22 protein-coding genes are annotated in these 26,176 nt (G+C 51.2%); 5 read left to right on the forward strand and 17 right to left on the reverse strand.

Features of this window, described 5'->3' with window-relative positions:
* A partial coding sequence (locus D8V06_RS30585) for a hypothetical protein (RefSeq protein ID WP_206663184.1) occupies window positions 1–184 on the forward strand: 184 nt, incomplete at its 5' end.
* Window positions 185–1,192: 1,008 nt separating this feature from the next.
* Here D8V06_RS30585 and D8V06_RS31020 read toward each other — a convergent pair.
* The 5 genes from D8V06_RS31020 to D8V06_RS13200 all read right to left on the reverse strand — a co-directional run bounded on the left by D8V06_RS31020 (window position 1,193) and on the right by D8V06_RS13200 (window position 6,501).
* On the reverse strand, window positions 1,193–2,068 hold the full coding sequence (locus D8V06_RS31020) for an ion transporter (protein WP_206663013.1): 876 nt from the start codon (window positions 2,066–2,068) through the stop codon (window positions 1,193–1,195).
* Between the two features lie 510 nt (window positions 2,069–2,578).
* A complete protein-coding gene (locus tag D8V06_RS13185) occupies window positions 2,579–3,211 on the reverse strand; it encodes a hypothetical protein (RefSeq protein ID WP_130903381.1) in 633 nt (210 codons plus the stop codon).
* Window positions 3,212–3,655: 444 nt separating this feature from the next.
* The gene (locus D8V06_RS13190; protein WP_130903380.1) at window positions 3,656–3,982 is read right to left on the reverse strand and encodes a hypothetical protein; all 327 of its coding nucleotides are present in this window, start codon (window positions 3,980–3,982) and stop codon (window positions 3,656–3,658) included.
* Between the two features lie 715 nt (window positions 3,983–4,697).
* Window positions 4,698–5,132 (reverse strand): hypothetical protein, encoded by a 435-nt coding sequence (locus tag D8V06_RS13195; protein WP_177434417.1) that lies wholly within the window; start codon window positions 5,130–5,132, stop codon window positions 4,698–4,700.
* 1,042 nt (window positions 5,133–6,174) lie between these two features.
* On the reverse strand, window positions 6,175–6,501 hold the full coding sequence (locus D8V06_RS13200; protein WP_130908164.1) for a hypothetical protein: 327 nt from the start codon (window positions 6,499–6,501) through the stop codon (window positions 6,175–6,177).
* Window positions 6,502–6,877: 376 nt separating this feature from the next.
* Here D8V06_RS13200 and D8V06_RS13205 point away from each other — a divergent pair, with 376 nt between their 5' ends.
* Window positions 6,878–7,537 (forward strand): response regulator transcription factor, encoded by a 660-nt coding sequence (locus D8V06_RS13205; RefSeq protein WP_130931092.1) that lies wholly within the window; start codon window positions 6,878–6,880, stop codon window positions 7,535–7,537.
* 226 nt (window positions 7,538–7,763) lie between these two features.
* Here D8V06_RS13205 and D8V06_RS13210 read toward each other — a convergent pair whose 3' ends face one another.
* A complete protein-coding gene (locus tag D8V06_RS13210; RefSeq protein ID WP_130931093.1) occupies window positions 7,764–8,408 on the reverse strand; it encodes a hypothetical protein in 645 nt (214 codons plus the stop codon).
* Window positions 8,409–8,933: 525 nt separating this feature from the next.
* Window positions 8,934–9,116 (reverse strand): hypothetical protein, encoded by a 183-nt coding sequence (locus tag D8V06_RS13215; protein WP_130903522.1) that lies wholly within the window; start codon window positions 9,114–9,116, stop codon window positions 8,934–8,936.
* Between the two features lie 361 nt (window positions 9,117–9,477).
* On the opposite strand from D8V06_RS13215, the gene D8V06_RS13220 reads away from it, so the two are divergent.
* The gene (locus D8V06_RS13220) at window positions 9,478–9,849 is read left to right on the forward strand and encodes a hypothetical protein (RefSeq protein WP_130908166.1); all 372 of its coding nucleotides are present in this window, start codon (window positions 9,478–9,480) and stop codon (window positions 9,847–9,849) included.
* Between the two features lie 183 nt (window positions 9,850–10,032).
* Here D8V06_RS13220 and D8V06_RS13225 read toward each other — a convergent pair whose 3' ends face one another.
* The 3 genes from D8V06_RS13225 to D8V06_RS13235 all read right to left on the reverse strand — a co-directional run bounded on the left by D8V06_RS13225 (window position 10,033) and on the right by D8V06_RS13235 (window position 12,578).
* The gene (locus D8V06_RS13225) at window positions 10,033–10,863 is read right to left on the reverse strand and encodes a cell envelope integrity protein TolA (RefSeq protein WP_130903520.1); all 831 of its coding nucleotides are present in this window, start codon (window positions 10,861–10,863) and stop codon (window positions 10,033–10,035) included.
* A gap of 118 nt (window positions 10,864–10,981) precedes the next feature.
* A complete protein-coding gene (gene csrA, locus D8V06_RS13230) occupies window positions 10,982–11,161 on the reverse strand; it encodes a carbon storage regulator CsrA (protein WP_130905383.1) in 180 nt (59 codons plus the stop codon).
* A 1,114-nt stretch (window positions 11,162–12,275) separates the two neighbouring features.
* Window positions 12,276–12,578, reverse strand: coding sequence for a PepSY domain-containing protein (locus D8V06_RS13235; RefSeq protein ID WP_130905275.1), 303 nt, complete (start codon window positions 12,576–12,578; stop codon window positions 12,276–12,278).
* A gap of 318 nt (window positions 12,579–12,896) precedes the next feature.
* Between D8V06_RS13235 and D8V06_RS13240 the strand changes: the two genes are divergently transcribed.
* Window positions 12,897–13,529, forward strand: coding sequence for a hypothetical protein (locus D8V06_RS13240; protein WP_130931094.1), 633 nt, complete (start codon window positions 12,897–12,899; stop codon window positions 13,527–13,529).
* 427 nt (window positions 13,530–13,956) lie between these two features.
* On the forward strand, window positions 13,957–15,396 hold the full coding sequence (locus D8V06_RS13245; protein WP_130907815.1) for a TolC family outer membrane protein: 1,440 nt from the start codon (window positions 13,957–13,959) through the stop codon (window positions 15,394–15,396).
* Window positions 15,397–16,596: 1,200 nt separating this feature from the next.
* Here the strand turns inward: D8V06_RS13245 and D8V06_RS13250 are convergent.
* The 7 genes from D8V06_RS13250 to D8V06_RS13280 all read right to left on the reverse strand — a co-directional run bounded on the left by D8V06_RS13250 (window position 16,597) and on the right by D8V06_RS13280 (window position 26,150).
* A complete protein-coding gene (locus D8V06_RS13250) occupies window positions 16,597–17,229 on the reverse strand; it encodes a hypothetical protein (RefSeq protein ID WP_130907816.1) in 633 nt (210 codons plus the stop codon).
* Window positions 17,230–17,363: 134 nt separating this feature from the next.
* Window positions 17,364–17,549 carry a hypothetical protein gene (locus tag D8V06_RS13255; protein ID WP_130907817.1) on the reverse strand — a complete coding sequence of 62 codons (186 nt, stop codon included), beginning with the start codon at window positions 17,547–17,549 and terminating at the stop codon, window positions 17,364–17,366.
* Window positions 17,550–17,846: 297 nt separating this feature from the next.
* Window positions 17,847–20,204 (reverse strand): tetratricopeptide repeat protein, encoded by a 2,358-nt coding sequence (locus D8V06_RS13260; RefSeq protein WP_130931095.1) that lies wholly within the window; start codon window positions 20,202–20,204, stop codon window positions 17,847–17,849.
* A gap of 457 nt (window positions 20,205–20,661) precedes the next feature.
* Window positions 20,662–21,024: an NUDIX domain-containing protein gene (locus D8V06_RS13265; protein ID WP_130907818.1), complete on the reverse strand. Its 363-nt coding sequence runs from the start codon at window positions 21,022–21,024 to the stop codon at window positions 20,662–20,664.
* Window positions 21,025–21,054: 30 nt separating this feature from the next.
* A complete protein-coding gene (locus tag D8V06_RS13270; protein ID WP_130907819.1) occupies window positions 21,055–21,582 on the reverse strand; it encodes a serine acetyltransferase in 528 nt (175 codons plus the stop codon).
* A gap of 102 nt (window positions 21,583–21,684) precedes the next feature.
* Window positions 21,685–22,011 (reverse strand): hypothetical protein, encoded by a 327-nt coding sequence (locus D8V06_RS13275; protein WP_130905505.1) that lies wholly within the window; start codon window positions 22,009–22,011, stop codon window positions 21,685–21,687.
* Between the two features lie 497 nt (window positions 22,012–22,508).
* Window positions 22,509–26,150, reverse strand: coding sequence for a transporter substrate-binding domain-containing protein (locus D8V06_RS13280; protein ID WP_130931096.1), 3,642 nt, complete (start codon window positions 26,148–26,150; stop codon window positions 22,509–22,511).
* Window positions 26,151–26,176: the final 26 nt, after the last annotated feature.

Here is a 26,176-nt window from a genome sequence, read left to right on the forward strand (position 1 = left end):
GATAGGGATAAAGCCAAGTGCAATAGCAAACGGTCATACCGTTGTTATTCGTCACAACTCGACCATCTGCAATCTCAAGACGAAGAGGGCTGGAGTAATTTATTTAATTATGGTAACTTACGTAACGTCCAAGGCTGATGCATTGAAGTTACAGGGCAAACATTTCGCACTCCATCAAGCTTGAGTAGGCGCAACATTATTGGATACGTATCGTCATGCGGCGGGCAGGCAATAAGGATTAAATTCGCCCAGCCAAGAGTGTGAGCTGGCTAAATATTCGAAAAAGCCTGGCTCCAGGACGGCGCAACTATCATTGAGCTGATTGTTCATACTTGTCTTACCTCATCAAAATTAATATTATTTTATGCGGCACACATGTTAATTATTAATTGCTGAATAGCTGTCAACAGTATCCGGCATCGAAACTTGAGCAAGCACTGCTATAAATGAGTTGTTAGTAGCCATTTAGCCATGCAACTGACAGCACTATCAATTGCTAGCCGGTATGACATGCAGTAACGCCGATACCGCTAATGCTACATGAGCGTAGACCACAAACACTCCTGACACACAGTGGGCAGCTGCGAGGCACTTTCTTATCAATAGGTTCGGTGAATAAATTAAAAATTATTATTTATTGGTTGCATTGAAGGCTCCCGGTCCCGGAACATCATTCAATTCAAAATATTACCCATGCGGCCAGTGTTGAACCCAGGCCATACAGGGCAGCCCTCGCAGAGTAGACATGCTGATGCTTTATTTGACCCGCCGCTCGCGCTTCGCACTGAGGCTTTCGTCGTCCACACAATCGAGGTCAAATTTAATTATTTTTTAGGGCTGGCTCGTACTTGGTGCAGAAGCCCTTGACCGGCGGGGTGTCCGAGACATAAACCCTATCGTCGCCAAACGTAACTTTCCGGTTGTTCAGGATTTATTCTAGCGGTAGCTGAAGCACAGCCGGAGAACATAATGGAGTGACTCTTGATTAAGCATCACCCTGTTTAAGAGTGTTCCTTAAGTGTGGAAGTAGGCTGCGGCGTGCCGGATAAATAGCACGGACCTGCGGGTTTACGAGTTAATGAAATTAATTTACTAGTCGAAACGCGTCGCCTGCATGCGATATTTCACACTGACTTTGAGTAGCGCTGAATCCAAAACCAGATGAGAAGCGACGAATGCGGGAAAAGACTCGTCACTTACGCTTTGACAAAGTGTCAGATTTCAGATCGGCAATTTTCTTTTTTTGTATGACCTCGCTAAAGGCCGAGGTCAATATACTGGTGGGCAAGGCGATTAGGCCGATACCGCTGATCGCTGTAATGGCAGCCAATATCCGACCGATGGTGGTGACGGGATAAACATCGCCATACCCCACGGTGGTGAGCGTGACAACGGACCACCACATGGCCCTCGGAATACTACCAAAGTGCTCCGGCTGAATGTCGCTTTCCACAATATAAAGCGCCATCGATGAAACTAACATTAGGAGTATCGCAGCGCATAAACTAATTAACAGCTCTTCTTTTCTAGCACGAATAGCGAGGCGGATGTTATGTAAAGCCTTTGAGTAACGTCCCAATTTAGCGATAAGGGAAATTCTTATCAACCGCGACCCGCGCACGAGATAGCCTGTCGAGCCTAACGCGACAAGCCAGCTCGCCAGCACAATGGCTAGTTCTAGCATGGCAATCGGGCTAAAAACATAATGAAATCGAGTTCTGTATTTAGGGTTTTCTACGCACGTCCATACGCGCAGGACATATTCAATGGAGAAAACCATGGCGAATCCAAGCTCGGCCGCTTTAAACCACGGCTCTCGACCAGCCGTAACGATTTTTTCGGTTTCCAGGATGCCTGTCAGCATGGCGATAACGATCAAAAAGCACAATATTTTATTGGTGATAGATAACCCAACCTTGCGCCTTAACTGAACATCCAACTCGCAAGCGATCAGTCCTCTCAAACGAATCAGAACCTTGCTCATGAGGTGACGCAGCAAAAAATTGAACGGATTCTGAGCATGAAATAGGGTGGTCGATTGAAAGCCAATCTTATGTCCTCGGGTCATTAAAAAGGCTCAGTGCAAGGTGAGCATGGTTTAAGTTTGGGCTCGGGGGCTTTAAGTAACCCGATACGGGCCGCTTTGGTTTGGTATTGTTGCTCGGAGGAACATCAGCGATACGAAGCGATTAAGCAGACGTGAAACATTCAGCTCAATCGGAAGTTCGCTTCCGAAGATAGAGCGCCAAATCTTTTGCTTGGCAGCTCAACTTCGTTTTTCGCCAAAAGCGTAAGGTGCGCATCGACTGTCTGTTTTAGAAGAATAGCCTGTGAGATTCCCCGGACGTCTAACGGGGCGTCGCTTGCACTTCTGGCGCTGGCGCATCTTACTGATCATGTGCGCAAACAGCGAATTGCAAAAAATATAGTTGAATGCCGGCTTGATGGCCGTCGTCCAAACGTAAGCTAACCACACGATTGAGCGCAAGTGACTAGAATGACCAGGCCTCGATAATTTCTGATATTCTTCAGTCACTTGCTTGAGCAACCCAGTATTTCCGCGCCTATATAGGGCGCATTAAAGGTACACCAGCGCAATGGTGGCGGAGCCATCCAGTTGAATGGTGTTGCTCGCATCTAATGTGCTTTTGGGTGCAATAGTCGGAGTAACAGCTAGATTAAAAGAGGCGCTCGTCATCGGAACAGGCTGCCCCGCGCCTGACGTTGCCTTAAGGCCGTAGGTTATGGCCTGAGCAGCGTAGGTGTTGATGGTCCCGCCTCCATTTCCGCCAGCCCATGTCGTCCCACCATCTGTGCTCCAAACCATAAAACCAGTGCCACCATTCAGCGAAACATTTGAGTAATTCAGTGTATAATCGCCAATTTTATTGTTTCCTCCGTCAAGCCCCAATCCGTATGCATTAGGGTTAATCGAGGTAACATTTGTTCCTGCTCTGTTATCGGTTCCTCGAATTCCTACCAACACGAGTCCAGCGCACGTAATGTTCAATGTTTGCGGGGCACTAACACCTAGCGCAGTGTTTCCAGTCGGATTTAGAAGAATTGATGTTCCATAAGAAAAATCGCTTCCCACCATCGAAACGTCGCAAGATGGCGGGTCGATAATGCCGGTAACGCTCAAACCAGTTGTTGTTGCCGCTAAAGCAGAATGCATCAATAACGCGAATGGTGCTAACAGAAACTTTTTCATTTAAAAGCCTCCCACGGGGCTCTAATATGCGCCAATCGTAGCGGCCACTCCTGCACAACTAAATGGAGAGGTACGTCGTATTAATCCATAACCTAAATCCATTTTCTGTAGGGAAGCCCCTAATGCTTTGTAAGGGGATTGCGCTCACCCCAAAAACATCAATATTGGTCAGGATGCAACCCAGCCAGCATTTTGGGCCAGAAGTCGTCAAACTTTGACCTAGGACGGCTCGGCACAAACTTAAATTGGCAGTGAACTGCGCTTGCTAACAAGATACGGGTCGCAGATAGGCACCCTGCGTTACTCTAAAATTGGTCCGAGCGCGGGGCCTTTGGAAAGCGCGAGAATTGCACAGCCCGGGCCGCGTCGGGCGCGACCATCAAGAAGCGTAGACGATTTATGGGGCGACAGACGAGCCCAAGCCTTTTATGAAGGTATCTAAACTCACTTAATCATCGAATTGGGAATGAACGTTTCTTCCTCCGTGTCGAGAAGGTACCACCGGCTATATTTGCCCATTTTTAAACTCTCATAGTTCATCAAAAGAACCGCATCTTGAGGCTTGGTATTTAGTGTGCAACCTTTGACTGCTTTTGAAATACCTGCATCCAGTAACGTCATTTCCGCATCGATGCTGAGAATATTGCACAGGGGCACTTCGGCCGGAATTATCGCGCGAGTACCTTTTGCAAGATCCGCATGAGCGAACCCTGTGATCATCAACGACACAATTACCGCTATCCACGCGCTTCGCATTTTGGTTGACACCATTTATGAACCTCCCATCAGGCGCTGATGTTCGCCCCTATAAGCTGCGAACACGTTCAGCGCGGCATATTCGACCTAACTCACTAATCTGTCTGTAAGGAAATCCCGCAATGTCGCTTGTACGATGGGTAGCTCCGGGAAGCGAGAGTAAAGCCGTCTCCCAAGTTAAGCTGGCTTCAAAGAAAAAAACCCACAGCTCCCAGGGCAAGAGATGTGGGCAAAGTGCACTGTCACTACTGGTGCTCGAAAGGGCGCGCATTCTGACGCTAAGTTCTTTCTCAGCTTCAAGCGTGCGCGCTTAGCTCTCAATGTGAAGCTAACTCAAGGGCCGGATCGCTGTAAGTAGGGAAAACCTTCATTTGTAAAAAACCATTAATTTTTTGGTGGGTGCTGTCCCTAGGGTCGATAAGTCGCTGTTTATCTGCGGCCAGACATCCTTATCGTGTCGGTGAAGGACCGTTCCCTAAGAAAGAATAGGCCAATGTACTATAACTATTTAGTGGTAGGGGCGAATCTAGTATCACAAAATCTTCCTGTGCTCCGGTGCGCGCAACGACCTGGAGCGATTTAAGGCTTCCCGGGGACTAACGGCTGGCAGCATTGATGAGCTGGCTAGGGGCCTGAGCTGCCGGGCGATAAATCAGCTGCCAACCGCTCCTAGCGGTTGTTTCGCGCCGTCGCTTTCAGTAACATTTATTACCCTAACGCATGTGTCAAATTACAAATAAATTAACTCCACAGTGGCGGCGCCATCTAAACTAATATCACTATTTGCATCTAACGTGTTTTTTGGAGCAATCGTTGCTGTCGCAGCGAGGTCATAAGAGGCAGTGGTAAATGCTACTGGGTTGTTTTGGGTGGTGCTCGTGGACCCGAGAGAAAAAATATCTGGCCGAACGCCATAGGGGATTAGCTTTCCACCACCACCTGCGCCGCCGGCATTATTCCAAGTAGTTGTGGTCTTATATTTTAAAGCACCAGCGCTGCCGTCTATATTAACGTTCAAAATTTCCAGAATGTAGTCGCCGATTTTATTACCACCTCCGTCGAGACCCAACCCAAAGTTGAAATTGTTGGATACGACAACTGTATTAGCTCGGTTATCCAGTGCTTTGAACCCTACCAGGGTCGGATTTTGACAAGCGATATTCATTTGCAATGCTGTGCTGGTAGGCAGTTGGGTACTCCCGCTTGGTGTAAAACAATTGCCGTGCCCAAAGAAAAATTTCCGCCACTGGTTATCGTAAGGTCGCATGATGGTGGGTTGATGGTTCCGAGCACCTGCATGTCGACCGAGGTTGCCGCTAAAACCGGATGGATCAATGTGACAAAGGGCACTAGCAGGAGCTTTTTCACGGGAAAGTCCTCTTTTAATATCTTGAAGTGGCGCACCATTCAGAAAGAATCAGCGTGGTGAGCGAGGCGGCAGCTCATGCATTGCGCCATAGTTCAGCGGCTTGCACTGTAAGGAAGCGCCTAATACCCTGTAGGGAGATAGTACTGCTTTCTAACTGCTCGGCCGAGGCCGACAAGTCCATCCGCGTACCAAATAGCGCTCGGCCAAAATACCTCCCATGCATCAGAGAGAGCTGGTATCCTTCCGAGTGCAACCAGTTAAACGATCAGGACGTACGCAGCAACCTTAAGTACAACGTATTGTGGTTGCGCTGATTGGATCCTAGCTGAAAAAAAACATGGGCATTCTGGGAGAAAGCTAGCGAGCGGGCCCTGGAAAAAAGAAGCGCCCACCTTTAAAAATCGGGCACCGCCCGCACCGCTAGCTTTCTCAGGGGATCGATTCTATTAGTTAATTTGCTTTAAGCCTGTAGGCGGAAAGCGCAGCGCTTGTAGGGATGAACCTAGTGTTCCTGTCCAGGGCTTGAATTTGAGCAGCTCGGAGTTGCGCTGTCGCTTGCACTTCCTTGCAGCTTTGCCAAGACCGGCCACAGCTTAGAGCAAGCTGATTCGCTATCGAGAGTAAAACGCATGTGATGCTTGCTCAGAAGAAACGAGTAGCACCAACCGTTAATTGAGGATTTGTAGTGGCAGCGGGAAGCGGCGCTCTATCGCATATCATGACGGACTTTTTCTATCCTATTACAACTGCAGGTGTATCTGAGATAACACTGAAAGCTCATCGCTCCCTTGGCGAGGTAAAGTCAGCTAGCGCCTTTCGCGCCGACGCACGGCTTGTGCTATTCAGAGCGAAATCCCTCGACGGGGAACTGAATGGCATTTTCTCGGGCGATTATTTGCGCTCGAGCGGTTTTCATATTCAGCGTCAGCGCCGCCGCGCTGAGTGTTTTACCTGCTTGCGCCAGTCTACGTAAAGCGGGCGCAAGTTTGGCACGCTCCTTTCGTAACCGAAGGTAATGGGCATCAGGAATGCTATGCCCGGTTAGCCCACTGATCCCTGCCTGAATCTGCTGAATTGAGTGTCCAGCGGCAAAAAATATTTTTTTTTGCTCCTCCAAGGCCTTCAGCATGGCCTCGCGTGAAACCAGTTTTGGCTCGTCGTTCACGTAGTAACCTCATTAAGCGTCTTTTTATATCATCCGCCGTGGTAACGCTTGATTCATGACTGCTGTTCAGCGTCTCTAGACTGACCGCCGCGTCGGTGCGCATTAAACCCGCAGCCTAGAATCCAATTCTGTAGGTAAATACTGCAAATAGAGTCAGCGCTGAGCCGGTGAGGTACTAGGTGTCCTGTCAGTTTTGATAGTCATCAAGCCATCTGCGGGAAATCCCTACAGTCATGACCCATCCAAAGCGCGTATGCTGGAGTAGATAAATATGCTTTCATCGCACAACATTGCTCTTCTCTGTCTAGGGCAAATAAATTCAGACCCGGTACTAATGGCTACCGGCCTCCAACAATAATTACTTAGCGAGTAAAACATGGACAAGTCGTGTAATACTTTAAGTGAATCAAGCGCCATTAAGTCCCGGTGCAAACCCACTAACAACAAGGTGCTCATAGTAGATGAACACCCGCTTATCCGGCTGGCACTACATACTTGTTTATCACGACATGGTCTGGAGCGGATCGCAGAGGCTCGCGATGGAAGAGAGGCGATTCGGTATATTCATCAGCATGAACCCGACCTGATGATCACTGAATTGGATCTTCCCACATTAAGTGGTTTGGTGGTTCTCGAGCATATAAAGCAGCTGGCGCTACCAATTAAAACATTGGTTTTTTCGGCCCACACTTCGCGACTATCAATCATGAACTGCGCTTTGGCGGGAGCCCATGGATTCGTTAGCAAGGCGCAGGAGGTCAGCGCTTTGTCCATGGCGTTATTGCGTGTACGAAATGGGGAGACATTTTATCCTGACTGGGTCGAGCGAGAGCGAGCCCAAAGTGTTGACGATCCAATGAGGGGGTTGTCAGTGCGTGAACGCCAGGTTCTTCAATTGTTATCTGAAGGGATGAGCAATATGCAGGTCGCTGAACGGATGCAGTTAAGCGATAAAACGGTCAGCACTTTCAAAACCCGATCTCTACGAAAACTGAATGCTAAGAGTGTCGTAGAAATTGTACACAGATTTAAATAATGTTAAAAGGCTGATGCCGTCGCCTGACTACTCTTAGTCAATCAGCGGCTCAGCCTCGGTTTGCCTTCTGCTGACACTTTGCTGAATTCACTGAGTTATGTCGCGCATGCTTAATGTGTAAGGGTACAAACTCTCTCTCATTTGAGTCACGCTCGATTATGACTTTAACTGTGAATATAAAAATGCAGTCAATGAACGCAACGCGCGGCTCGAGAGCACTCAGCAATCATAGATAAAGAAGCTCAAGCGTCGCGGAGCCGCTCAGCTCAATCTGTACAGTTGTGTTAATACTGTTTTTGGGCGCAATCATGGGCCTAATGACCATTGGAACAGATACTGTAGTCAGCAATGATGGAGGAGATCCAGCGGCCACTTTGCTCCACGATGAGATTGTAGTGGGCGAGGCCCTGACTAAGGTGGCGTTGTTGGCGCCGCTCACAGAAAACCAAGTGCTTCCACTGTTCGAGGGCATTGTCATATAACCTTGCGCGCTGTCGATACTAGGGTTATCTAAATAAATTTGATAATTGCCAACGTTGTGGCCGTCGCTATCAGTGCCCAGTCCAAAATATTTGGCATCCTGAGCAACGGGGAAGTAGGTTGTGGGGTGAACATTATCTACCGCGGATAATCCAACCAAGGTAGGGCCGGCACAACCAATTTTGAGGTCGCCTGCCGGGACGTCAGCGAGGCTTGTACTAACGGTTTGATTCAGTGCGCCCGAAGGAATTGTCCCCAAAACTATGTTCAAGTTACCGCTTAGGGCAATCGAACAGGAGGGAGGAGAGACTGTCCCTTGAACTGCGAGGTCAACGGATGTTGCTGCAGCAGCGGTATGCGCTACTAAAACCAGTGGGATAATTACCCTCATCGCCGGCACCTCTCTTCATCAACGTCACCGTGGGTTAGCGTTCGATATAGCTACAGTCAATAATGTGTACCCTTAAAATTTATTGCTCTGATAAATGTCAGCCTCTTGCTCCTCACTGATAACGCTATACTATTTTATTGCTGAGCTACGTCTATCATCCTGACGTATGAGAGATTAGCAACGCACAACACAATATTTCTGTAGGGCGATCCTGCTCTGGGGGAGGGTAACGCCCTATAGGTATGTTGCAGTTCAACCCACAGGGGGGGCAAGGTCAAAGATATGGCAACTTCCGAGATATTGAATTGGCTTAGGAGGTGAGCCCGCGCGTGATACCGCATGCCTGCCTTTATTTCCATAATGCTCGCAAAATCGATCGCGTTTATCGAGATCAAGCATCAACCCTCCCTAGATTGTTCTTGCAAAGAAGCACACCAGCCGCACTGACTTCATTGAATACGGCCACAACCTTCAATGTTATATTAGCCTCAGGCGTCGGAAGCTAAGCCGCATCTTTCATGCATTTCATGAGCGTTCTGCTTCCGCAAACTCTTTCTGAAACAATTGCGCTTGTTCGCTGGGCTTTTTTTTCCATGTTTTTCGGTCGGGTGGAAGCTGGGCGGCATAGGTCTTTAATTCGCCGCCTTCGATCTCTTGAAAATGCTGCACTTGGCGAAGCAGTTCAGTTCGCAATTCATCTTTGGTCATCATCGGCCTTTTATTCAACACTCAACGCGCAAGTTTTAGTTCATTGGCGACGCTCATTAGCCGATTCGAGGCGGGATAAAAAGCGGTCACCCTCTAGAGAATAGCCGGCCCAGCATCAAGAGAGCAATGAGCTCAAGCGCCTCGCCCAGAGGGCATACACCTAAGACTGCTCTCTGAATGACTTCAGAGGCATACTACATCGGACTGGCAGCCGCACTGTGGGCAGTGGATTAAACTAATGACGTACAGCAAGAGCCCATAAATTGGCTTGGGCTGCAGTAGGTGCGCACCTTATCTGAGCAACGCACGGTTGCGCCACTGCATTCGTAGCTGCTGAAGTGGAGCGTGAAGGGAGACTGAAATGAAACAGCTGCTGCTCGCCCTCATAGGGCTATTACTGTCTGCTTGTGCCGCGGAGGCCAAATATCAGAACATGTTGAGTGCCCTACAAGGCATCGAGGAATTGAGCCTAATCCGACGCTGGGGGCCGCCAGACGAAGTCTATGAGTCCCAGGGGCACCGTTTCTTGACTTATAATCATAATCAATCAGTGATGCTTCCAGGGGCAGAACCCATCTATCAATCGACCCTTTCCGGCGACACGGTTTATACTCGAGGTTATGGGGGGTATCCGCCGACGATCGTAACCTTGTCTTGCGTAACGACCTTCGAAATCGTCGATAGTAAAATAGTGAGCTCGTCGTATCATGGTGACAATTGCAGAGCCAATTGAGACCGCAGTAGCGATGAAGCCGAGTGGACGCTCTACTAATGGGCGGGCCTTGCTACTGGCCAGCCCTGCGGTACCGAGAAGTGGGTCTTTTTCTCTGCTTATTCTTTCAAAAGAGCCAGGATGGTGAGCCTTTTCTTTTCCATAAGGGGCGAATACTGTTTCGATAGAAAAGTAGCAGTTTTGCTAGGTAGGAATTTTAAGCGTTTCGCCGCTCTTGAACGTGTACACGCTGGGGATCCACTCATAATGGACCTTTTCCAGATCTAACGTGGCGAGCAATTTATCCTCTTCTAGCAGCGAATTATGGTCAAGTTTAGTTGTGTACAACACAGCTTGCCCGGGCTCGACTTCGAGAGAGGCTGAGATCTCGAGCGTTTTTACGGGATTGCCCATCGTATCCTTGATCACTAATGCACCTTTAAATCCAGACAATTCGCTTTCGCCGTTGTTTTTTATAACGAGTTCAATATCAATATAGTCTGAATAGATTTTTTTCTTGTAATTTTTTTTCTTTAATTTAAATGAAACCAAATTGGCTGTTAGTGCAGCATTCATGATAGCCAAGGCTTCAGTTTTTTTTTGGCTAATTTCCTCCAAAAGCGCGCGTTGTTTGGCTTCGTTATCCTTTATAGCTTGCTGCTGAGCTACCTCTGCCTCACGGATGGCTTGCTGTTTGGCGGCTTCCTCCTCGTCCTTAATGGCTTGCTGCTTGGCCGCCTTAGCGTTTTGTTCATCCTGCCATGCTTGCTGGGCGATGATCGCCTCGCCGATATTTATGGGCTTTCCTTTGTGTTCATCGAGCGCGTAATCCATAGCAGTACGGACTAAGTAGGTTTGCAGTAGCGTGCGGTCAGTTTCGCTGAGGGCTTGAATGGCTCTTTTCGCCTGGTAGGCTTCGACGACATCCAATATGCTATTATTGTTTGTGGGGAGTGAAACACTCTTAGGATCCGGATCGCGGCAAGCTGCCAGCGCAAGACACATCAAAGGAATGATGAGATATTGTAGCTTCACGATTTAATCCTTTGCTTTTCAGGGTTTCGAGGTTTAGACGCTAGTCACCCAGCTGAGTATTAATTCTTGGCATTTTTCAGGGCAAGAGTCCTCGTTTAACGACAAAACATCACTGCCTTTATGACTGCTTCAAAACCTCTGCCTTAGCCCGCTGCAGGACTTCTTGGCGGTTCACTGGCACTGTTCGCGGAGCATGAGTGCCAATTCGCACTTGTATTCCTTCAATGCCAAGTACGGTAATGGTTATATCATCACCAATATGAATGCTTTCGCCAATCTTGCGCATCAAAATAAGCATAAGGTTTACCTTGGGTGGTTAATTGTTTTCTACGTCAGTTCTTTCAAGCGGCGTAGCGTGACGCTTAAAATTAATGCACTCGCGCACATCATCCCCATCTTCTAGAGCAGCGTCTGTAGGCAAATCCTTCAAGAGGTGCGCGGCTTGCGTCCCACCAAGCCTGCAGTTAACAAAAGCTGTGGTTTTTCTTATAGCGATGCTGGCAGTAGTTCGAGTTACAGCTGGCCTCGCGCAACGAGCCACCCACAAGCGCAAGAACATCTGTAGCACAAAAAATGTCATCATCCTGATCAAGTAGGCGAAACAAGCCTGGTCCTACCACTGCTGGTCAATCGTTCACTCCTCCGAAGAGGGGCTTGCAGCTGCGCCTCCTGCAATAAAGGCGAGTACGCCGGCATGTCTTCGAGCTAATGAGTTGCGTCTCAGGCAGGAGATCCAAGCTATTGACAAGCCTGGATCAGAAAGAAAAAAGAACCCATATCCTGATGGGAGGAATACGGGCTAAAAGCGTCACCATTCGAGAGAAAGCAGCGTCATAGGAGGGCTGTATGCCGGGCATGCAGGCGAGAGGGTGTAGCGCTACTGTCTTTCTCGGCGCCAATTTAATCGCACGACGCAAGCGATCACCACGCCAAGACCTCCCATTTTCGAAGTACCGGGCTCGCCGGTGCTAAGCAACCCATTTGCTCTGATGCCGCTCATGCGGCAGGGGCAGGGGCAGAGAGGCGAAAACCGACGCGCAAGGCCCTGAAGTGATGCCTCACGCCGGGCCACTGTTTGTCGGTTTCCGAAAAACATTCAAACGTAACCGCCACCCAAAGGCTGTAGGGAAATCCCTCAACTCTGACGAATTTAAGCGCGAAGGCCTACAACGGCTCGCCACGCTAGCGAAGCCCATGCGAATGGAGTCCTAAAATCGTCCGGGGAAAGGTTAGACCGGTCATCGATTAGACCTGAGCTAGGGAAGATCTCTAATCGAATTCAAGCTCAGGATGCCGGGGCATGTACAGTCCTCCCGCCATGCCGCATCGCTGCGCAGAGCTGGGCAACACTATCGTTGTGTTGCACTTCTGTCCGAAAGCGCATCACTCACGACGCTTCGATGGAGGTCATGTCAATTATCTTGCTGGTTTTTCAATACTGCCCCGGTTGCGGCATTTAAGTCCACGTCCCACTCAGCACCGTTGGTATCGAGCACTTCAACTTCATAAGTGTAACCGTTGAAGTGGTTATCCAGATCGGTGTCGGTGATTGTGGCTCCCGGATGCAATTTCATCACAGCCTGATTCAAGGTGCTCAGAGGCTTGATTTTGCCTTCTTTGACCAACTGCGGAACCTGTTCGAAATGCAAGTCATCGGCCTGAGCCAAGCCGACAGTGAGGGGCAGAGCCATAGAGAGTGCGATCGCGGTTTTCATGAGGTTTCTCTTGAGATGCCGGATACGGGGGTCAAGGCTAGTTGTTATAACTTAATTCATCCTTAATTTGCCGTTACGCGCTTAAAGGAGACGTGTATAGCTTGTGTATATTTTTCTGTCACGCGGATGCAGTCATTGATACAGGGGTGGTTGGGGGGGGGGGCGCTCAAGTTGAGGGTTTTCCTACAGCAAAGCCCCGTTGAGTGGAATAGCGTTTGTAAAGCGGCAAAACCTTCCGCAGGCCAAGGTTCAGCTCACCAGGCTGCGCCGGTAGCTTTGAATCGCGGTGTTATTAATTTTCGCCTTGAGACCACGTCCATGAGAAAATTTTTAGTCATACCCTTCATGCTTTTAACGCCTTTGACCTTTGCCGCCACTTCGACTGAAATGGGGGTGGATGGCAAAATCACGCCGGCCGCATGCGACATCGCCATCGCCGACGCAAATTTTGATTTTGGTTCATCAATTGCTTTGAATCCTACCGGCGAGACCCTACTGCCCGTGAGTACTGGTCATCCCATGAGCATAGCTTGCACCGGGCCGGCTTACGTAGGATTTAGGGGGATTGACAATCGAAGCGGTACAAGCACTGGGGGTAACATACGGTATGGGCTCGGTACCGATGGAGCGGGTAATAAGATTGGTTGGTACAGAATTATCATGCTCAATCCCAGCGCCAATGGTGGAACGGGCTATGTCAAATATTCCGCGAACCTTACTACCTGGACGACTTTAGCAGGTACAAACGCTGGCGACTTGAATACCTTCACTGGTTCAAATACGACCTATGCCGTTAATCCTACCAATAATGGCACCGCTCCTCCACAGGCCATTACCAGCGCCTCCCTCGACCTGACCGTGACGCCAACGATTGCGCCAAGGAATACCCTAGACACCAATAACGCGATTAATTTGGATGGCTCGGCCACTATCGAGTTGGTCTATCTGTGATTTTTAGCCCGCCGGTGCTGCAGGCGACCTCAAGATGAATCCGGTTCGTCTGCGCGACGGTGGGTTGCAACCTTAATAGTAATGCATCAGGCCATCCCCCTCCCATGACATACCCTGGCTTGCCTTTCACTGGGTAACGGGCCGTATTGGCGAGGGGGAGAGAAGGCAACCGTCGGTGTCGCCACATCCGTATTGCTGCTCAATCGGCGCGGTTCATACCTGGCCGCCATCCGTGCGACACCTGAAGCTGAATGCGAAGGTATTGCTGGCTCGTATCAGACGTAACTACGGGTTCTTACTGCCGCTCGAATGCATTCGCGAACAAGCTTATCACCTCCTTACCTAACCGCGTCTTGACGCTGTAATGGTGGCGCCATTCTTAGGTGCAAAATTTTTCACGGTTTTATACATGTTTAGGAATCATCACATGCTGCGCAAATTTTCACTGGGTATTGCTGTGTTTTGTGCATCCAATACCATGCCCTGGGCAGCTGAAGCTCCGTTGTCAGCCAATAATGATCTGGTGAGCGTCTATCAAGAGGCTGTAGCAAACAACGCTGATCTCGCTGCCGCCATCGCCCAGTATGGCGTGCAGAAGGAAGTCGTACCGCAAGCTCGCGCCGGGCTGTTGCCCAATCTGTCCGGTAGCGCAGAAACTGCCAGTGTTCGCACCTCGATCGACCAGCCTTCGGCTGCTGCAAATCGCTACGAGCATTCGTACCAAGCCACCCTGGCGCAACCGCTGTTTCGTGCCGATCGCTGGTTTCAGTTCCAGGCGGCCAAGGATGTGAATGAACAGGCGGCGCTACAGCTCTCAGCAGCCCAGCAAAACCTCATTCTGCAAACCGCAGACAGTTATTTTAATGTGCTACGTAGCCAAGATAACCTGGCTTCGACCAAGGCCGAAGAGGCCGCGTTCAAGCGCCAGCTCGATCAGTCCAATGAGCGTTTTAAGGTTGGCCTCGCGGATAAGACCGATGTGCTGAACTCACAAGCTAGCTACGACACGGCACGGGTCAACCGCATCGTTGCCCAGCGCCAGGTGGATGATGCTTTCGAAGCCCTGGTGAACCTCACTAACCGGCGATACAACGCGATCTGGGGTATTTCCCATAGTCTGCCGATCCTACCGCCAGCACCAAACAATGCTAAGGATTGGGTTGATACCGCGGCTCAACAAAACCTCAATCTGCAGGCCAGCAACTATGCAGTCAGTGCCGCCGAACAAACTCTTAATCAGCGCAAGGCTGGCCACGCACCAACCGTCGATATGGTCGCTCGGTACGAGAAAGGCGACAATGATGCATTGGGGTTCAGCAACCCCAGCGCGTTGGGTCAACCGTACAAAGGCGATGTCGCGCAATCCTCGATCGGCTTGCAGCTGAATATCCCAATCTACAGTGGCGGCTTGATCAATTCCCAGGTGCGTCAATCGTATGCGCAATTAGAGCAAACAGAGCAACAACGCGAATCGCTGCTTCGCGCCATCGTGGAAAACACCCGTGACCTGTATCGTGCCGTCAATACTGACGTTGAGCAGGTACGGGCGCGCAAACAATCAATCATTTCTAACCAAAGCGCAGTGGAAGCGACTGAAATCGGATATCAGGTAGGGACGCGCAACATCGTCGATGTGTTGGATGCGCAGCGCCAGCTCTACAGCTCGGTACGGGACTACAACAACACCCGCTATGATTACATCCTCGATACTTTGCGCCTGAAGCAACAGGTCGGAACGCTGAGTCCACAAGACTTACATAATCTGACCCACTGGCTTAAGGGTGATTACAATCCGGACAAAGATTTCCTGCCTCCGGACCTGGCTGAGGCTGCAGCCAAACAGCTTAAATTTAAACCAGGCCAGTGAAAACAACTGCCCGGCGAACAGGCTCGTTTGAAGTTTTAATCGAGCCGTTTTCCATCCGAATAACCGGCCCCCCCTCAAGTGTTGATAGGTTTTGTCTTTCCGGTCGGCGACAGCAAGTGCTCCTCAAAATAACGCAGTCGGTGTTTATCCGCGCCAAATCCTGATTTGTTGTTCATTGAGGCCTGCAGCCATGTGAAGAACAAAGCTGTTGGATGGTTTAGGCGCTTAATTCAGCGCGCCATAGGTTTAGGAAAAAGGTCGCGACAAGGGGGGGCACTTTTTCATGCCGCTTTCGAAGTTTTCAGAAAAAGCCTACAGATGTTGCCCGTTTCCCGCAGTACCTTGACTGTGTCCGGCCGGCAGGTTAGTCAGGCACAAACGCTATTACGCGATCGGACAATCAATGGCGGTCTAGTTAACGAATCGCTGCATACGCGAAAACCATACCGGCTTGGGTTTACATCGTGCCGCGAAAATGCTGATAGCTGACGTGAACAAGGCTCTGACCAACTGCTTAAATGACCCGTTAGGCGGGAAGGAAATCGATAATGGAATTTCGGCCTACATCCAGAGAAATAGCTACCGTCGCCGAGTTGACGGAAGCGGAGATAGAGACCTACCTCAGTGGCTGCGTACGCAGCTCCCAGTACACGTGGACGGCATATTTCAAACGAGACATTTTAAAATGTGGTGCGCAACGACTTAAGAAGCTTTCACCTAACCTAACATTGGTAATTTTTTCGAAGGACGCTTCCCCTCAAGAGGATGGTGCAGGACAGCTTGAGCGTGGCTCAGGATAGTGGCATTGGCGGCGTGCTTTTATCCTGGGACTCACTGCGGTATGGAGCGCTCGTGCCGTCCAACGTAACCATCCGCTCAGCGGTAAAGGGGTATTTGCGAGCTTGTTTTTTCTTGGTTTCGTTCAAAAAAAGCCCCGCGGTAGGCAGGGCAGCATGAACTACAAATTGAAAAAGCCGCTAAACGTCGCTAGTAATTGTCGGGCCATTTCCGTGTCGACGGCATCTCCTTGACTGGCAGCAAATAATAAAATTCCGAATAACGCGGTTACGACGACCCTGTACATTATTGTCGCCTGCAGCGAGTGGGTATTGTTCTGAGGCATCGGATAGGCTAGACGGACTGGGATAACCTTGAAATTTTTCATCGATCATCGCACGTGCATTAGCCCATTGCGCGTGGCTATACCCAGCCGAAGCCTCTTATCATCAAACTTGCGAGTCCGCCGGTGATGAGCATCAATACCCAAAAACGCACTCGCGATTCCTTTTTCATGTCTTGCCTTGTACAGGTGAATTCTTGCTGTATCTCCGCTCGAACGCTTGAAAATTCATCGCGCAATGAAGAAAGTTCGCCCTTGGTCTCGGTGCGAAATGTCTGAAGCTCACCTTCCAGCGACTCAATATCTTCCTGGATATTTTTAGTATGGTCTTCGAGCTGGATTGTGCGGATTTCCAGCGATTGTACTTCCGCTAATGGGTGGTCGATTGGCATCGCAGTGTGGGTTATGTCTTCCCCCCCCTGATTGGCGAAGACATACTCACGAACACGGGCGGCATTAAATATTTTTATGCCGCCACACTCATTACAATTAACATGAAATGCCCAAGCCGAAATTGATGGATTTCTGACACTAGGCGTCATATAAATCGCTGGCATGTTGTCTGCCAGAGGTATGCTCCAATTCGATTTTCCGCAAGCGGCACAGGGATGCATACAATCATTATTGTTTAAATACGATAGGAGCTGATCCAGCGTTATCGTAAGGATCTGACTAATTTGTAGGTTGTATGGCTCTTGACTTTGATCGTTCATAAATGCTCATCAGTAATTTAGGACCGGGACGAGTCCCGCTGCACGCATAGTTCCTAGCTTTCTATATCGAGTCTGTAGGGCGATCCTGAAAGCGTTCTGAAGTCCTGAACAGCGATGTCGAGCGACCGGCCTGATCAATGACACTCGCAATAGGGAGCAGCGACTGGCAGATGCTCTCTAAGGATGCTGGCAATCTTTCGCTGTGTCTCAGTCATGATTTCGCCGTCGTTTGGCAGTAGGCCTGCGGCGATCAGAGCAGCAACAATTTGCATTGCCATGTCGACTGAATTGGTCACGGGAATGCGATGGTTAAATGTCATATCAAGCCTCCTTAGGGCGTATTTGAGTATATTGGGCTCTTTTTTAATCCCGGCACTCGCCATGAGGTCTTCATCGGGGCGCTCATTAGCCGCGGGAACGTTAGGACGATAACGCGGGCGTTGTTCGGTGAAGTTAACGCCGCTTGGGCATCTGTACGCTTACCGGGCATTCGCTGTCGCAAAGGCTGCTTACCAAGTTCGACATCTGGATGCGCGGAGAGATGGAAGCTGAAAGTTGTGCAGGGGGGATCATGGTCAATCCTTGAGTCCGTTGCGCCGAAGCCTGCACCAGGCGCATCATTTCAAGGCCGGATCCCCTCTGTTTAAGTTCTTCCAGCCCTGCAGCAGCACCTGCGCCTTGGCCTCCTGGCCGTTGTTGAGGTAGTACTGGATCAGCGCCAGGCGGGCGTTGCGGTTGGTGGGGGCGAGTTTCAACAAGCGCTCCAGCTCTGCACAGGCTTGCTCGACCTTGCCGCTGTCATGCAATGCCACCGCCAGCACGTAGCCATATTGCGCGGTCTGCGGTTCCAGTTGCGCGGCCTTGTGCAGGTAGGGCATGGCCTGGGCGGTCTGCCCGGCGCGTACCAGCGCCAGGCCCTGGGTGTGTTGCAGCAGGGCGGCGTTGGGGTGCTCTTTGAGGCTTTGCGCCAGCAGCGTTTGTGCCTCCTGATTGCGGCCATTGCCCTCCAGCCACTGCACCAGCGTCACCAGCGCCGGGTAGAAGTCCGGATCGTGTAGAAGCGCCGAGCGCAGCAGGCCTTCCACCTCGCCATTGCGACCGCTGGCCTGATACAGCAACGCCAGGTTGAGATTGGCTTCGGCGCGTTCCAGCAGGCTTTTCTGCACCACCTCGTACTCGGCGATGGCGCTGTTCCAGTTGCCTTGCGCAGCGCCCAGGCCATTGCGCTCCACGCCGAGCAAATCCCGCGCGGCGGCAATGCGCACGGCTTTCACCGGATCGCTCAGCAATGGCGACAGCAACTGCGCCCGCTCCGGTGGTGGCAGGAAGGCGCTGACCGCATGCACGGCACTCTCCCGTACTTGCGGCGCCGGGTTGTTCAGGTCTTCGCTCGCCAGTTTCAGTGCCTGTTCGCTGGGGTAGGCAGGCAACTCGGCCAGCAGGGTCGCCCGCTGAATCGCCGGCAGATTGCTGCGCTGCAATTGTTCGAACAGCGCCTGCGCCGCCCCCGCCTGGCCATTGCGAATCAGCCACAGGCTCTCGTCGTAACGCGGGGCCTGCGGCGCATCGGCAGCGCTCCACAACTTGAACTGCTCGGTGACCTTGTCCCCGGCCTTGCCCTGATGACAGGTCAGGCAAGCATCCGGCGTGCCGAGCTTCTGCGCACGTTCAGGATTGGGGATGCTGAAACTGTGGTCATGCCGGAAGTCATTGCCCATGTAGAACTTGCCCGGCATGTGGCAATCCACGCACTGCGATCCCGGCTGGCCCATGGTGTGACGGGTGTGTTCGACGGAATCGTAGTTCTTCGCCTGCAGGCCCTTGCCATCGACCCCTTCGACCGCCGTCTTGCCCGCCGTGTTGTGGCATTGCAGGCAGACACCGTTGCCCGGCGCCTTGAGCTGTTCGCTGTGGGGGTTGTGGCAATTGCTGCAACGCACACCCTTGTCGAACATCTTGCTTTGGGCGAAAGAGCCGTGCTCGAACACCTCGTCCTTGATCTTGCCGTCCAGTGCGTACAGCTCGCGGGTCAGGACGCTGGGCAGGTAATCGTCCATCAGGCGCTTGCCGACGGTGTAACCATCACCCAATGGCGCGCGGCGGGCGTGGCAACGGGCGCAGGTTTCGATTTCGACCGTGGCGTTCTTGTCCTTAAGGTCGACGGCGAATCCGGCATGGATTAGGTCGGACTTCTTCTCCGCCCATTGCAGGTGGTTGGATGCCGGCCCGTGACAGGCCTGGCAGGCGACGCCGAGGCTGTTCCACTGACCGTCGAAGGTGTTTTTCGCCGCATCGAAATTGCGCTTGTAGCCGGTGGTGTGGCACTCGACGCACATGAAGTTGGCGTTCTGGCTCGGTTTGCTCCAGTGCAGCGGGTCCTTGAAGGTCACGCCCTGGCCAGGATAGAGATGGAGCCAGCGATTCTTCTCGGTATCCCAGGCCACGCCCAGCGCCTGCAGGCGGCCATCGCCGACCTCGATCAGGTACTGCTGCAACGGCGCGATGCCGAAGGTGTAGGCAACCTTGAAGTCGGCATTCTTGCCGTCGATGCCCGGAGTGTTGACCCAGAAACCGTCGTCCTTGCGCGAGAAACGGGTGGTTTCGTTTTCCGCCTTGAAGGTGACGTTGTTGAAATCGCCGAGCATCGTTTCGGCGCTGGCCGCCTGCATCGCCAGTTGGTGATGCGAGCCTTGCCAGTCCTTGACCTGGGCGCTGTGACAGCCTTGGCATTGCTGTTCGTCGACCATGCTGGCCGGTGCCAGGGCGACAGTTTTCGGTTTGACCGGTTGTTGTACGGAAGGCTTGCTCGGCGGCGCGTAACTGACTGGAACCGGCTTGCTGCCATACAGAAGCCAGCCGATGCCCACTATCGCCAACAGCAGCATGCCGATGAAGACGGGAAACAGGTAGCGGTTGATTGGGATCGGTGGCGAATCGGTTTTTGCAGTTTTCGTGTTGTTTTTATTTGTCGGCATTACGACTTCCGTAGTCCAGGTTCGCGTTCAGGCTGGTTCAGCTTTGTTGTGAGCCTCCAGCAGTCAAATGAACGGTCAGACTGCGTGGACATCCGATCGAGCGGGTTCTCACTTCCGACTTTCGGGCTAGCAGCGCTAGGGCCACCCGGAAATTCGCCAGGACCATGTTGGAAGGCCGTGCGTTGTAAAGATTCATCGATACCACTGAACACATGATATAGGTGTCAGGAAAACCCTCTTTAAAGATAGGCAGGATGAATAAGCCTGGGCGACGAGGTATTCGTAATTTTAAATCTCTGCATGATGTCGCACCTGTCTGCGCACTGGCGACGAACGAGGTTTAAGCATTGACTGCTCTTGTCATTCTCACTGCTCAAGCAGTCCGGACCGCGTATAGCATCCTACGAACGAGGCAAGAGCGCGACAAAAAGGAAATTTTAGTGCGCGCATAGTCGCGTCACAGGCGACGCACAAATGACCTAACAATTAATTTGGTGGCATCGCTTGCGTCCAATTCATTCAGTTTGTCTAGTGCCAGCCACATACACTCAGTAATTTCATGCTGAGGTGCGGCGAGCCCTGCGTTTAAGGGGCAGGCCTCAAAAACATAGTGATGGGTATGACGTGCTTCGTACTCAAACATGAGAAGAAACGTATCTGCCTTCAATCCTGTTTCTTCTTTGAGCTCTCGTGCAGCTGCCTCTGCGATAGTTTCATCCGCCTCAACTTTGCCGCCAGGCAGCCCCCATTTAGCTTTAGGTTTTCGAACGAATAAGATGTGCCGATCACTTTCGCAAATGACGGTCGCTCTGACTTTCATTTTTCCGTCACTTAGAAGGCAGAATGGCGGTTAACGTGCATTGTAAAAGATGCTTCCCGACTCGATGCTTTTGTTGACCAAGGTCATTGCGCCGATAGTGACATCGTCACCGATCACCAAGTGATCACCGATAATGCAGCTATTAGCGCCGACGCTAACGTTGTCGCCGATGGCTAACAGATAATGTTCCAGCCCTAACGTCTTGATACCAATCGTTGTGTTTTGGCGGACCAAAAAGTTCCGACCTATACGAGCATGCCCTGAAATCACCACCCCAGGAAGGTGAGCGATCCTAAAACCGAAGTCAATTTGCGCATCAATGCCGATATCAATACCGTATTTAAGGTTTATCTTTTTTATCAAATGTTTCGCATAGCTGCGTGACATAGCGTTGCCAGAGTACAAGTACTGAGCGAGGCGGAAGAGAAACAGATACCGAAGCGAGTTGTGTTTTACTGCACGCTGGATGATGTTGGTGATAAGGCCAATACGACTTCCAGGTTTTTTCTTGTTCGATACCTCTAAAGTCCAGTGCAATATCAACGTATCGAGGTTCACAATCAAGCTCCTGGGCAAGGGTCTCAATGGGGCGCTAACGGCCTTGGGTCGAAAGGGGGATACGCTTTTAATCCATGGCCGAACCCGTGACCTCGCCCGTTTTTACAGACAATTGTTGGGAGGCTCGTTAGAGGGATGGGTAAAAAGTACAAGCAGGCCAAGGTTGACCCCACCAACCACCCATACCGCGGTGATGATGAGTGCTTGCGATTCAATGCTCGCCGATTCCGCAGTGGATAATTCATAAATCATCCATCCGCCCATCATGGGATTAAAAAAAATAAACGACCACTTAAAAATACGTCCAAACACTCCTCGTTTTGGAATGCGTAACACGTGTTGGCAGCCACTACACGTCCAGGCTTTATCGCTTTGGTGAAGGCCGCAGCCGGGACAACTTATTAATGCCATCCCTTTTTCCTCTTTCATGCAAAAACATAACACCAAACCCTAATCCCATATCAATTCATTCTGGGTTGGCTGTCTGTAGGTATTTCCTTAACATTGACGACATACTGACTGATCGAGGGGGGCGCTTCGATTGCCAGCTAGATCGGAGTAGACACTCTGACAGAACGTTTGCTGGGCTGATTGCAACTTAAATCGATGAAGCTCCTGCGGGCATCAAGGCTTCTCTAGAGGGGAGGAACGTACAATAACAGACTTGGCCCGGCACGTCCCTGCATGCCAGCTTATAAGGAGTTAACTTAGAATGGCGCATGCCTGCCTGCACTCGCCAAAGCTGAACGCAGGGGGGGGGGGGCGTTGGACGCTTGAGCTAGCAGGGGCTCAATAATCCTGCCGCCCAGTATTGCGGGGCATCGACATAGAACCCAACCGACGCCCCGACATTCATATTGCTACCGCTGTATGGCTGGCGTTACGACGCTTTTTTGCGCGCTCACGCTCCAGCGTAAGCCCTGAACTCAGGCGTTCATGTATCCTGCCACGGCCTCTTGCAGTCGCTCTATCGCCGTGCGCACCTGGATGGCTCGCAATGTCGCTTCCTGCTCGGTCAATTCCTGGCGCAATCCCTCCTCATAGACTTTGGCTGCCTCGATCAGTCCCTGAGCCCCCACCATTCGCGCCGCACCTCTGACACGATGAACCACGCGTGCCAAATCGAACCAGCGTTTTGCGGATAAATGCTCATCAAACCGTTGAAGGTCTTGACAATTATTAGTGTACAAACTGTCAAGCAGCAAACGCGCAAGTTTTGGATCACTGCCCGTAAGGGAGTTGAACATATCCAGATCGAATATCGTGGTCGCTGAGCTTTCAGTAGAGTTTATTTTCGTCATGGTTAACAACGGATCGACTGAGGCTTTTTCCAGGCAGGCTCTAAGCATGTCTAAGCTGACAGGCTTAAACAGGCAATCATCCATGCCCACCGCCAAGCACCGTTGGCGTTCTGATTCTTGCGCATTAGCAGTGAACCCTACGATAAAGCGGGGAGCACGGCCGCTATGACGCTCCTCCTCACGCAGGTGTCGAGTGAATTCATAACCATCCATGACGGGCATATCACAGTCGGTAATGACGACATCGAAAGTCTCGGCTTCCACCAGAGCAAAGCCCTGTTGCCCATCTTCGGCCTCTTTGACCGTATGACCGAGAAAAACCAGTTGTTGACCCAGCAATAAGCGGTTGGCCGGGTGATCATCGACCAGCAAAACTCGCAACGTTGACCGCTTATTGGTTAATAGCGGGCGAGGCTCCGGATGACTAGCGCTCAGCGCGGGTGCGCTGAGCGTCACGGTAATTCGTGTGCCTTGCTCTGGCGTGCTCGCTAACTGCAAGTCGCCTTGCATCATCTCAACCAGTTGCTGGCAAATCACCAGCCCTAAGCCGGTACCACCCCGAGCACTGGCCTGTTCATGGACTTGGCTAAACGGCTGAAATAGCTTTTGCAGATTGTCTGAGGAAATTCCAATGCCACTATCTTCCACAATAAAGGTCATCTGCAATTCAGCCTCTACCTGGCGCGTGTAGAGAGACACGCGAATCCCTCCTCGGTCAGTAAATTTAATAGCGTTACTCACTAAATTAGACAGTACTTGCTTTAAGCGCCCGCCATCGATCCAGGCCTCATTTTCAGACTCCAGTTGCAAGTCGGTCTCCAAGTACAACCCTTTCTGGCGCGCCAGTCCTTGAAAGACCCGCTCCACCGATTGCAGTATTTCCTTGGGACTGTTGCGCTGCGGCTCCAGCACTAGTTTCCCGGACTCTATTTTGGATAAATCTAAAATATCCCCTATCAGTAACATCAGCGCCCTAGACGAGGAGTAGGCAACCTCGATTGAGGGCCGATCCCATGGCTCATTCTTGTCAACGCGGGCTAACGTGAGCTCAAGCAGACCGATAATAGCGTTGAGGGGGGTTCGTATTTCATGGCTCATTACAGCCAAAAAGCGGCTTTTGGCCTCACTGGCTTGCACGGCCTGATCGCGCATGTCTTGTAGTTGTCGCAGCAGACGCTCCGTTTTTGACATGTCAATCCAGCCCATGAGTAAACCTACGCTGCGCCCGTTGATATCTTTATGGGGCACTGTCCACTGACGATAGCTGCGCACCTCACCCCGAATCTTTAATTCCACTTGACGCATGTCGGGTTCGTTGTCGCGCAATAGCGTTTCATAATCGCGCGCCTGAACGTTGACCTGAGCGCCCTCTAATCCTTTAACTTCTTCCCACTTGCGACCAATAACATCAGACGGCTGTAAACCAAAAACCTCATAAAAAGCGTCGTTACACAATACAAATGCCCCGGTCACATCGCGCATTACCACAGGCTGGGGGAGACCATCTAGAAGTGCTCCTCGAAAGGCTTGGCGCGCCTGCTCGGTCCGACTTTGGATGCGTCGATACACCGTATAGACAAACCATATTAGCAGTACTCCCAAAACGCTAGCTGCAATGAGCACTGCCCAGTGTAAACGCCGCTCATAGCTTCCCCAAATATGGCTGATCGCCGGCCGGCTCCCTTGCCATCGCTCCAACAGATTGTTCACCATTCTGGGTTCAAACTGATCAAACGTAGCCTCTATGACACCTAAGAGCAGAGCTTGGTCCTTCGCCACCGCAAAGGCTAACCCCGCTTGATGCTCCGGCAAGGACGTCACGACACTTAAGGTTTTGGCGAAGTATTGATTGATCAGATAACGCGCCAAAGGCAGCAACACTATCGCCGCATCAACGTCGTGATTGGCCACTGCGACCAGGCTTTCCAGGGGGCTATCGGCTTCGTGGATCTGAATATGCGGGTACTGTTTATGCAGCCAAGCGATGATGGGTGAGCCCCGTGTCAGCGACACTTGCTGAATCTGCGGGTCAGCCAGACTATTGGGGGTGATGCCGCGTACGCCGACCAATGCAAAACTGCTGGTTGCAAACGGCTCGGTGTAATTGCTGGAGGCCTGAAGGTCAGCCGTGAGTAGCACAATGGGTGATAGGTCCGCCTCGCCATCAGCGAGCATGTCAAGACTTTCGGTCGCTGTGCTGCGCTCGATCACCTTGAAGCGCAAACCGCTACGCAGTCCGACTTCATATAACAAATCTGCGACCAGGCCGCTAAAGTTGCCATCATCGTCAAAAAAACTGTAAGGCGGAAGTGCGCCGTTAACCACCACACGCACCTCAGGGCGAGTCACCAGCCAACGTATCTGCTCCGGGGTGTAGGGTGTGGCGCGCAATGAATCAAAACGCGGGCTTCCGCCCCAGTTGGACAGAATATCCGCCTGGGTCACTTGAGGGACCTGCGCAAGAACTCGGTTAAACAGCGTCACTAACAACGCATCATCCGCCCGAAACACAAAACTGTAGCCCGGTGCTTGTACTCCCGTTAACGGACGCATACGTAAATTAGGGAGCTCACCTAGGCCCATCTGGTAAGCAACGGTCACCGCATCACAAACCGCCCAATCAGCATGCTTATATTCCACAGCATGCAACGCCTCGCGCACGGAGGAATAGGGCTGTAATTGCACATTGGGAAATCTTGAGTGTAATTCGTCAATGGGGGCATACCCGTCCACCATGGCCATTTTCGATCGAGCGTTCAACAGACGGCCTGCGATGCTTTCATCGCGACCGACCAATACCGGTTGATTCACTGAGTAAGGAGCGGACAATAAAAGGCCTGGCAATTGGGCTTCGTAAGAAGAGCCTGAGCCCAGCACATCTACTTTCCCTGCTCGGAGTGCTTGCAGTGCACTTTGACCATCAGGGTAAGTCTGTATTTCGACGGTTAGACCTAAACTACTGGTGATGATTGATAAATAATCAGCCATTAATCCTTTAAGTTTATGTTTGCGCAATATGGATAATGGACCGTAGTCGTGCTCACTCACACCAAGACGGATCACTCGGCGCGTTTGTAACCACGTCAAATCATCTGCGGACAATTCGAGCCTGATCAAGGGCAAGTTAGCTTGCGGCTCTAAATGTAAGCTTTGCGCGGCTAATACCTGCTGCATGGAAAAGCAACAGCTGAATATGAGGAGTAACACGCGATAGCGAAGAACACTCCGATTGCCGTTGAATGAAAAAAATCTGCTACGAATCGACATAGGGACTCCTGTCCTCGAACGGATCG

The organism is Pseudomonas sp. Sample_24, assembly GCF_004307605.1.
GTDB lineage: Bacteria > Pseudomonadota > Gammaproteobacteria > Pseudomonadales > Pseudomonadaceae > Aquipseudomonas.

Excerpts from the sequence above, each read along its gene's own strand:
- D8V06_RS31020 (WP_206663013.1), bottom strand. The coding sequence starts at position 2,068 with ATGACCCGAGGACATAAGATTGGCTTTCAATCGACCACCCTATTTCAT.
- D8V06_RS13185 (WP_130903381.1), bottom strand. The coding sequence starts at position 3,211 with ATGAAAAAGTTTCTGTTAGCACCATTCGCGTTATTGATGCATTCTGCT.
- D8V06_RS13190 (WP_130903380.1), bottom strand. The coding sequence starts at position 3,982 with ATGGTGTCAACCAAAATGCGAAGCGCGTGGATAGCGGTAATTGTGTCG.
- D8V06_RS13195 (WP_177434417.1), bottom strand. The coding sequence starts at position 5,132 with ATGAATATCGCTTGTCAAAATCCGACCCTGGTAGGGTTCAAAGCACTG.
- D8V06_RS13205 (WP_130931092.1), top strand. The coding sequence starts at position 6,878 with ATGGACAAGTCGTGTAATACTTTAAGTGAATCAAGCGCCATTAAGTCC.
- D8V06_RS13210 (WP_130931093.1), bottom strand. The coding sequence starts at position 8,408 with ATGAGGGTAATTATCCCACTGGTTTTAGTAGCGCATACCGCTGCTGCA.
- D8V06_RS13215 (WP_130903522.1), bottom strand. The coding sequence starts at position 9,116 with ATGACCAAAGATGAATTGCGAACTGAACTGCTTCGCCAAGTGCAGCAT.
- D8V06_RS13220 (WP_130908166.1), top strand. The coding sequence starts at position 9,478 with ATGAAACAGCTGCTGCTCGCCCTCATAGGGCTATTACTGTCTGCTTGT.
- csrA (WP_130905383.1), bottom strand. The coding sequence starts at position 11,161 with ATGCTTATTTTGATGCGCAAGATTGGCGAAAGCATTCATATTGGTGAT.
- D8V06_RS13235 (WP_130905275.1), bottom strand. The coding sequence starts at position 12,578 with ATGAAAACCGCGATCGCACTCTCTATGGCTCTGCCCCTCACTGTCGGC.
- D8V06_RS13240 (WP_130931094.1), top strand. The coding sequence starts at position 12,897 with ATGAGAAAATTTTTAGTCATACCCTTCATGCTTTTAACGCCTTTGACC.
- D8V06_RS13245 (WP_130907815.1), top strand. The coding sequence starts at position 13,957 with ATGCTGCGCAAATTTTCACTGGGTATTGCTGTGTTTTGTGCATCCAAT.
- D8V06_RS13250 (WP_130907816.1), bottom strand. The coding sequence starts at position 17,229 with ATGAACGATCAAAGTCAAGAGCCATACAACCTACAAATTAGTCAGATC.
- D8V06_RS13255 (WP_130907817.1), bottom strand. The coding sequence starts at position 17,549 with ATGACATTTAACCATCGCATTCCCGTGACCAATTCAGTCGACATGGCA.
- D8V06_RS13260 (WP_130931095.1), bottom strand. The coding sequence starts at position 20,204 with ATGCCGACAAATAAAAACAACACGAAAACTGCAAAAACCGATTCGCCA.
- D8V06_RS13265 (WP_130907818.1), bottom strand. The coding sequence starts at position 21,024 with ATGAAAGTCAGAGCGACCGTCATTTGCGAAAGTGATCGGCACATCTTA.
- D8V06_RS13275 (WP_130905505.1), bottom strand. The coding sequence starts at position 22,011 with ATGAAAGAGGAAAAAGGGATGGCATTAATAAGTTGTCCCGGCTGCGGC.
- D8V06_RS13280 (WP_130931096.1), bottom strand. The coding sequence starts at position 26,150 with ATGTCGATTCGTAGCAGATTTTTTTCATTCAACGGCAATCGGAGTGTT.